Source organism: Pseudarthrobacter sp. MDT1-22 (genome assembly GCF_054511035.1).
In genome coordinates, this window is the sequence record NZ_JBTNDK010000035.1 from 21,004 (window position 1) to 27,781 (window position 6,778).

At 64.1% G+C, this 6,778-nt stretch carries 7 protein-coding genes; 2 read left to right on the plus strand and 5 right to left on the minus strand.

Going from position 1 to position 6,778, the window contains the following annotated elements:
• Positions 1–10 precede the first annotated feature (10 nt).
• Positions 11–1,222 (minus strand): AAA family ATPase, encoded by a 1,212-nt coding sequence (locus ACX80M_RS18915; RefSeq protein ID WP_256471253.1) that lies wholly within the window; start codon positions 1,220–1,222, stop codon positions 11–13.
• Positions 1,223–1,335: 113 nt separating this feature from the next.
• Between ACX80M_RS18915 and ACX80M_RS18920 the strand changes: the two genes are divergently transcribed.
• Both ACX80M_RS18920 and ACX80M_RS18925 read left to right on the plus strand, forming a co-directional pair.
• Positions 1,336–2,070 (plus strand): GAF and ANTAR domain-containing protein, encoded by a 735-nt coding sequence (locus ACX80M_RS18920; RefSeq protein WP_459310155.1) that lies wholly within the window; start codon positions 1,336–1,338, stop codon positions 2,068–2,070.
• A gap of 128 nt (positions 2,071–2,198) precedes the next feature.
• Positions 2,199–2,939, plus strand: a complete 741-nt coding sequence (locus ACX80M_RS18925; protein ID WP_252614620.1) for a GAF and ANTAR domain-containing protein — start codon at positions 2,199–2,201, stop codon at positions 2,937–2,939.
• A 147-nt stretch (positions 2,940–3,086) separates the two neighbouring features.
• Here ACX80M_RS18925 and purU read toward each other — a convergent pair whose 3' ends face one another.
• From purU to ACX80M_RS18945, 4 genes are all read right to left on the minus strand, one after another.
• Positions 3,087–3,941, minus strand: a complete 855-nt coding sequence (gene purU / locus ACX80M_RS18930; RefSeq protein ID WP_459310156.1) for a formyltetrahydrofolate deformylase — start codon at positions 3,939–3,941, stop codon at positions 3,087–3,089.
• A complete protein-coding gene (cycA, locus tag ACX80M_RS18935) occupies positions 3,942–5,435 on the minus strand; it encodes a D-serine/D-alanine/glycine transporter (protein ID WP_252598637.1) in 1,494 nt (497 codons plus the stop codon).
• Positions 5,425–6,252, minus strand: a complete 828-nt coding sequence (locus ACX80M_RS18940; protein ID WP_459310157.1) for a methylenetetrahydrofolate reductase — start codon at positions 6,250–6,252, stop codon at positions 5,425–5,427. Before ACX80M_RS18940 ends, cycA begins: the two co-directional genes overlap by 11 nt.
• A gap of 41 nt (positions 6,253–6,293) precedes the next feature.
• Positions 6,294–6,778, minus strand: a 485-nt coding sequence (locus ACX80M_RS18945) for a lipoyl synthase (protein WP_459310158.1), incomplete at its 5' end; no start/stop codon positions are given.

A 6,778-nucleotide genomic window follows, 5' to 3' on the forward strand; every position in this document is an offset into this window, starting at 1 on the left:
CGGAGTGTTGTTATGTCCAGATCGAACGGGACTTGCGCCGAATCAGGTACTCGTGAAACTTGGGGGCCGTGTATTCGTAGAGGCCCTTTTGCAGCCGATAGACCACTCCCTGGTCCGCCAGCCTGCCCATCAGGACGTTGACGTTGCCTTGTTTGCGGGAAGTGACGTTGTGTATGTCAGCCGTCCGCAGCGGCGGATAGTCGCAGTCGCCGGTGAGCAGGAGGAGGTCCTGCTCGGCAGGGGTTAAGGAGTCGAGCCGGGGAGAGTAGAAATCGTGGTCCAGGCGTTTGAAGATCGCCTCGCGGAGACCTTTCAGCAGGTCAAGGGTCAGGACGTTCGATGATGTGTCGACCGCATCATCCCAGAGCTCCGCACCCCACAGCTGCACGAAGTACGGATACCCTTCCACGTCGTCCATCACGGCACTCAGAAGGTCTTCGCTGGCCTCTTTGCCGGTGCCATCCAACGGACGAAGGAACGCTTCACGCGTCTGGTCCCGCGTCAGGCGCCCTACCTCTTCCCCGCGGAACATCCGCTCGCTATACGTTCGAGCCTTGAGCAGGTTCGCGATCAAAGTCGGCAGTCCACAAAGCACGAGGGCAACAGGCACCTGCTGCTCCTGGAGTGTGTTGACCGCGGCGATGAGCAGCGACAGCGGATGCTGCCCGTCCCGATCCTTGTCGTCCACGAGTACCTGCGCCTCGTCGAGCATCAGGACAAGGCCGGCCCTCCCGGACTTCACCGCGATGCGAGCCGTTTCCAGAAGGTCTGATGCAAGGTTGGATTCCTTGGAGTTGGCTGAGCCGCCCAAAGAGACGGTGACATCTTCAAATGTCATGGTCGCCAGCGATCGCGCACCACTAATGACGGCCTCCGTCTTCTGGCGAAGACTTTCAGTCCGTGATACTTGGGCCTGAACGTCCAAGAGAAGGTCATGGAGCACCCCGACGATGGCGTCTTCACGATTGTGTCGAGGCTCTAACTGGAGCCTGCCGACGGCCCAGTTAAGCTCCCCCTTCGTCACTTCTTCGAAATGCTTGAGCAACACTGTCTTCCCCACGCCCCGGAGCCCGGTAATGCGATAGTTGGCCGGGATCTCGGGGGCTCCCCTGAGTATTGCCCGCAGGATTCGTTCCTGACTTTCACGTCCCGCAAGAAAAAGGGGCGTGTTGGCCGCTCCGGGACGATATGGGTTTTTGATGGGAACTCCCCGGCTACTCAGTACTTACAAAATATTGTTATTATTCATGATTCTAACAGAAATCTTTTAGAACCGAACCGCCGGGCTTCGGCCGCTTAGCTTGTGAGCACTCTGGGTTCGGCCTAGATTTGGACATGACCAATTCGCCCGAACATGAGCTGCTCATTGAGCTGCAGGACCTGATTATCGGCACGGGATCGGTGGCGGACTTCCTAGGCGGGCTCTCCATCATCGCCGCGGCCGCTCTGAGCCGCTCGGCCGGCGCCACGGTGGAGTGCGGGGTCACCCTTAAGCACGCCAGGAAAACCACCACCGTAGGCGGCAGCACCGAGCGCGCAGTCCACCTGGACCGCATCGAACAGGCCGTGGGCGACGGGCCGTGCATCGCAGCGTTGAAGGCAGCGACCCCTGTACTGCTGGCCGATGTCCGCACCGACCCGCGCTGGCCGACCTACCAGGAACGACTGATCGAGGAGGGCATCCACAGCGTCCTGGGCGTCCCGCTTGAACTCAGCGAAAACGCGGCCGCAGTCCTGAACTTCTTCGCGCCGGCCACCGGCGTGTTCACCGAGGCGACCATCAGCGAGGCGGCCAGTTTCGCCGACGTCGCCGGCAGTGCCGTCCGCCTTGCCGTCAGGGTGGGAACCGCCGAGAGCGCCGCGGATGACCTGAGCGCGGCGATGATGAGCCGCACGGCCATCAACATTGCCTGCGGGATCATCATGGCCCAGAACCGCTGCAGCCAGACCGAGGCGATGTCCATCCTGATGAAGGTCTCCAGCCACCGGAACCAGAAGCTCCGGGACGTGGCTGACGAGATCGTCCGGAAGGTCTCGGGCGAGGAAGCCAGCACCTACTTCGACATGTAGGGACACCAACGAAACCCGGGCCTGGTGGCTACCTGCCCGCCCTGGAAAAAAGCGAGTACTCACTACTCGTGTGCCACCCCGGCAGGGCCTTTTACGATGAGGGCGTACCGACACATGGGGGCTGGGGCATGATGATCGATCAACTGGTGGACTGGCGCGTCTCGGGGGTCCTGCTGGATATCCGTGGACACTCGGAAGCGGCATCGGCGTGCGCACTGGCCCGGATTGCGGCGTCCGCCGTGAGCGAGATTGCCGGCTACCCCGTGGAGAGCACGGTGACGCTCGTGCGGCCGGACGGGACGCCCTTCACAGCGGCAACCACCGACGCCGCCGGCGGCCTTTCCCGGTGGGACCAGCTCGCCGGACGGGGTCCCACCTCGCGGGCACTGGGCGGCCGCCTGACCATCATTCTCAATGATCACTGCCTGGACAAGCGCTGGGACGAGTACCCGGCAAGTCTCAGGTCAGCCGGCTTCCGCTCCGCCGTCGCCGTGCCATTGCCGCTGGAACGCGGCTACCGGGCCGCACTTACGTTGTATTCAGCGGAAACGAACGTGTTCACCCCGGTTGTCGCCAGCCAGGCGCTGGCGTTCTCCGACGTGGCGGCCAAGAGCCTGGTCCTGGCACTGCAGGTCCGGGCTGGCCTGGCCCAATCCGCGGATCTCCGCGCAGCCATGGCCAGCCGCACCGCGGTCAACGTGGCCTGCGGCGTGATCATGGGCCAGAACGGGTGCTCCTACGAGTCGGCGTTGCAGATTCTCACGCTCGCATCGAACCATCGGAACCTGACCATCCGCGACGCCGCCGAAGCGATGCTGCGCCCGCTCCCGGGCGGGGTTCCGCCCACACACTTCCAGCAGCGCGCCTGACGCAGCGCCCGCCGTCGAGCGTTAAGGGCGCCACGACTGTTGCGCACCCCGCCCCACTCCCCCGAATGTAAGTAGCGCTAAGTGTCGTTATGAGGGCTCATAACGACACTTAGCGCTACTCAGTTGGGCGGGGACGCGCAGGAACGGTCAGCGCAGAACCACTGTGCGCCCGCCGTCGAGCATTACCCGGCCTTCACAGTGCCACCGGACCGCGTTGCTCAGCGCCTTGCACTCAGCGTCGCGGCCCACGCGCACCAGGTCATCGGCTGTGTACGTGTGGTCCACGTCGATGACCTGCTGGGCGATGATCGGTCCCTCATCCAGCTCGGCGTTGACGTAATGCGCCGTGGCGCCCACGGTTTTGACGCCGCGGTCGTAGGCCTGGTGGTACGGCTTGGCGCCTTTGAAGCTGGGCAGGAACGAGTGGTGGATGTTGATGGTCCGGCCCGTCAGCTGGACCGACAGCTCGTCGCTGAGGACCTGCATGTAGCGGGCCAGGACCACCAGCTCCACATCGTATTCATCCACGAGCTCCAGCAGGCGGGCTTCCTGCGCCGGCTTGGTCTCCTGGGTGACCGGGAGGTGGAAGAACGGGATGCCGTGCCACTTGACCAGTTCCTGGTGGTCCGTGTGGTTGGAGACCACGGCCACGATTTCCACCGGAAGATCACCCGTGCGGGCCCGGAACAGCAGGTCGTTGAGGCAGTGCCCGAACTTGGACACCATCACCAGGACCCGGCGCTTGCGGCCGTGCGGCTCCAGCTGCCAGTTCATGGCCCACTCAGCGGCCAGCGGCCCGAAGTCCCGGCGCAGGTCCTCCGTGGTCAGCGGCTGCTTGCCGGATTCGAAATGCACCCGCATGAAGAACTGCTGGGCCTGGCGGTCACCGAAGTGCTTGGTGTCGATGATGTCGCAGTCGTGATCCAGCAGGTACCCGGTGATGGCATGGACGATCCCGGGCGACTCGGCGCAGTTGACGGTCAGAACATGTTCGGTTGCCACTTAGCTCTCCCGCGATGCCTTCGCGTCGGCGAGCTCCGCGTCGGCCAGGGCCTTCTCCTCGGCCACTTCCTTCTCGCCGGCGAGGTCCTTCTGGAACTCCGCGTAGCGGGCCAGGTGAGCCGGACGCTTCCGCAGGATGACCCAGGCGACGCCCAGGATGACGAACCAGATGGGCGTAATCAGCAGCGCCAGAAGGGTATCCGGCTGCGTGGTCAGTGCCCACAGGACGAAGGCGAAGAACGCGAAGACCACCCAGACCATGGGGATGCCGCCCGGCATCTTGAACTTGGACGCCGCGTGCAGGTGCGGACGGCGTGAACGGAACTTCAGGTAGCTGGCCAGGATGATGGACCAGACAAAGACGAAGCAGACGGCGGCCACGGTGGTGACCATGTCGAAGGCCTTGCCGATGTCCTTGCCGGCGTACATCAGGACGATGCCGGAGAGCAGCAGGATGCAGGAGAGGAACAGGGCGTTCTGCGGGACCTTGCGGGCGGACAGGCGGCTGAAGACGGTGGGGGCGTCGCCCTCCTGGGCCAGGCCGTACACCATGCGGGAGGTGGAGTAGATGCCGGAGTTGGCAGAGGACATGGCCGAGCTGAGCACCACCAGGTTCACGATGGTGGCCGCGGCGCCGAGGCCGGCCAGGGAGAACATGGCGATGAACGGGCTGTGGCCGGCCTGGAACTGGGTCCACGGCGTGACGGACATCAGGATGATGAGGGCGCCTACGTAGAAGAGCAGCACGCGGATGGGGATGGAGTTGATGGCCTTGGGCAGGTTCTTCTCCGGGTCCTTGGCCTCGGCGGCGGTGGTGCCTACGAGTTCAATACCCACAAAGGCGAAGACGGCGATCTGGAAGCCGGCCACAAAGCCCATGAATTCGTTCGGGAACAACCCGCCGTGGCTCCACAGGTTGGTGAAGGTGGCCGGGCCGGCGTCGGACTGGAAACCGCTGAAGATCATAAACAGGCCAACAATGATCAGCGCCGCAATGGCGATGATCTTGATCAGCGCGAACCAGAACTCGGTCTCACCGAATGCCCGCACCGTTGCGAGGTTCAGGACCAGAAGGATGATCACGGTGGCGATGCCCGGAATCCACAATGGCACCCCCGGCCAGAGTTCCTCCGAGTAGGCAGCAATGGCGATGACGTCCGCGATGCCCGTGATCACCCAGCAGAACCAGTAGGTCCAGCCGGTGAAGAAGCCGGCCCACGGGCCCAGCAGGTCAGCGGCGAAGTCGCTGAAGGACTTGTAGTTCAGGTTGGACAGCAGCAGTTCGCCCATGGCCCGCATCACGAAGAACAGCATGAAGCCGATGATCATGTAGACGAAAATTACGGACGGGCCGGCGGCCGAGATGGTCTTGCCTGAGCCCATAAAAAGGCCCGTGCCGATGGCGCCGCCAATGGCGATCAGCTGGATGTGCCTGTTGCTGAGCTGGCGTTCAAGATGGGGCGTTTCCGGGGTGGTGACGGTTTTAGTACTCACGTGCTGCTCCTCGAATCAATGCTGGCTGGAGTGCCGTTGTGGAAGACGCGGCCGCTTCGTTGGGGACCGCATCGAGGTTGTTGAAGCTGTAAAGGTGGATCCCTGCGATGCCGGGCTGGCTTTCGAGCCCGGCCACCAGGGTGTTGGGTGAGTAGCGGTCACCGCTGAGCAGCTTGCGCGCCAGCGGGCCTTTGCGGCTAAGGAACTTCAGGGAACTTCCGACGCCGATCTGCGTGGCGAGTGCCACCAGCTTGGTCCGCGGGACGGACCCCGCCACGCCTGCCCAGACGGGCAGGTCCACGCCTTCGCGGCGCAGGAGCGCCGCGAAGGCGAGGATTTTGGGGGCGTCGAAGCACATCTGGGTGACCACGTGGGTGGCCAGGTCCTGCTTGTCCTGCAGGGCGTCCAGCAGGTCCAGGGCCGCCACGGTCGGGTGGCCTTCTGGGTAGCCTGCCACGCCGGCGCGCATTCGGCCGCCGGTGTAGTGGGCGATGTCCTCGAGCAGCGGGAGCGCTGAATCATACGGGCCCGCCGGCTGCTTCCGGTCGCCGCCGATCACAAACACCTCGCGGATGCCGGCACCGTCGCACTCCCGCATGATCCGGGTCAGCTCGGCCCGGTCGTGGATGCTGCGTGCGGCCAGGTGCGGGATGACGGTGTAGCCGAGCGCGCTCAGCTCCACCGACGCGCGCATGGTCCGCTCGATGCCGTGGTGCGGCAGGCACGTCATGGTCAGCGTGGTGGTCAGCGGAACCAGCGCCTGGACCTGGTCAACAATCCCGGTTGAGGGGATGATTTCGATTCTTGTAGGGAGCATCTTCGGTCCTTTCTGGATCTCGGCTCTGAATACCGGAACGGTCAGCTGGCGTGGGCGGCCAGCAGTGAGCTGGCTTCCTGGCGGGTGCTGCCGGAGGACTCGATGTGCGCGAGTTCGGCGGGGATTTCCCAGCCCTTCTTGCGCATCGCGGTGGCCCAGAGCCGGCCGGCCCGGTAGGAGGAACGGACCAGCGGCCCACTCATCACACCGAGGAACCCGATCTCATTGGCCTCGTCCTGGAGGTCCACGAACTCCTGCGGCTTGACCCAGCGGTCCACCGGCAGGTGCCGTTCGGAGGGGCGCAGGTATTGGGTGATGGTGATCAGGTCACACCCGGCCTCGTGCAGGTCTTTGAGGGCTTCGGAGATTTCCTCGCGGGTCTCGCCCATGCCCAGGATCAGGTTGGACTTGGTCACCATCCCCAGCTTGCGGCCCTGGGTGATGACATCCAGGGACCGGTCGTACCGGAACGCGGGCCGGATCCGCTTGAAGATCCGGGGCACGGTCTCGACGTTGTGCGCGAAGA

Excerpts from the sequence above, each read along its gene's own strand:
- ACX80M_RS18920 (WP_459310155.1), top strand. The coding sequence starts at position 1,336 with ATGACCAATTCGCCCGAACATGAGCTGCTCATTGAGCTGCAGGACCTG.
- ACX80M_RS18940 (WP_459310157.1), bottom strand. The coding sequence starts at position 6,252 with ATGCTCCCTACAAGAATCGAAATCATCCCCTCAACCGGGATTGTTGAC.
- ACX80M_RS18925 (WP_252614620.1), top strand. The coding sequence starts at position 2,199 with ATGATGATCGATCAACTGGTGGACTGGCGCGTCTCGGGGGTCCTGCTG.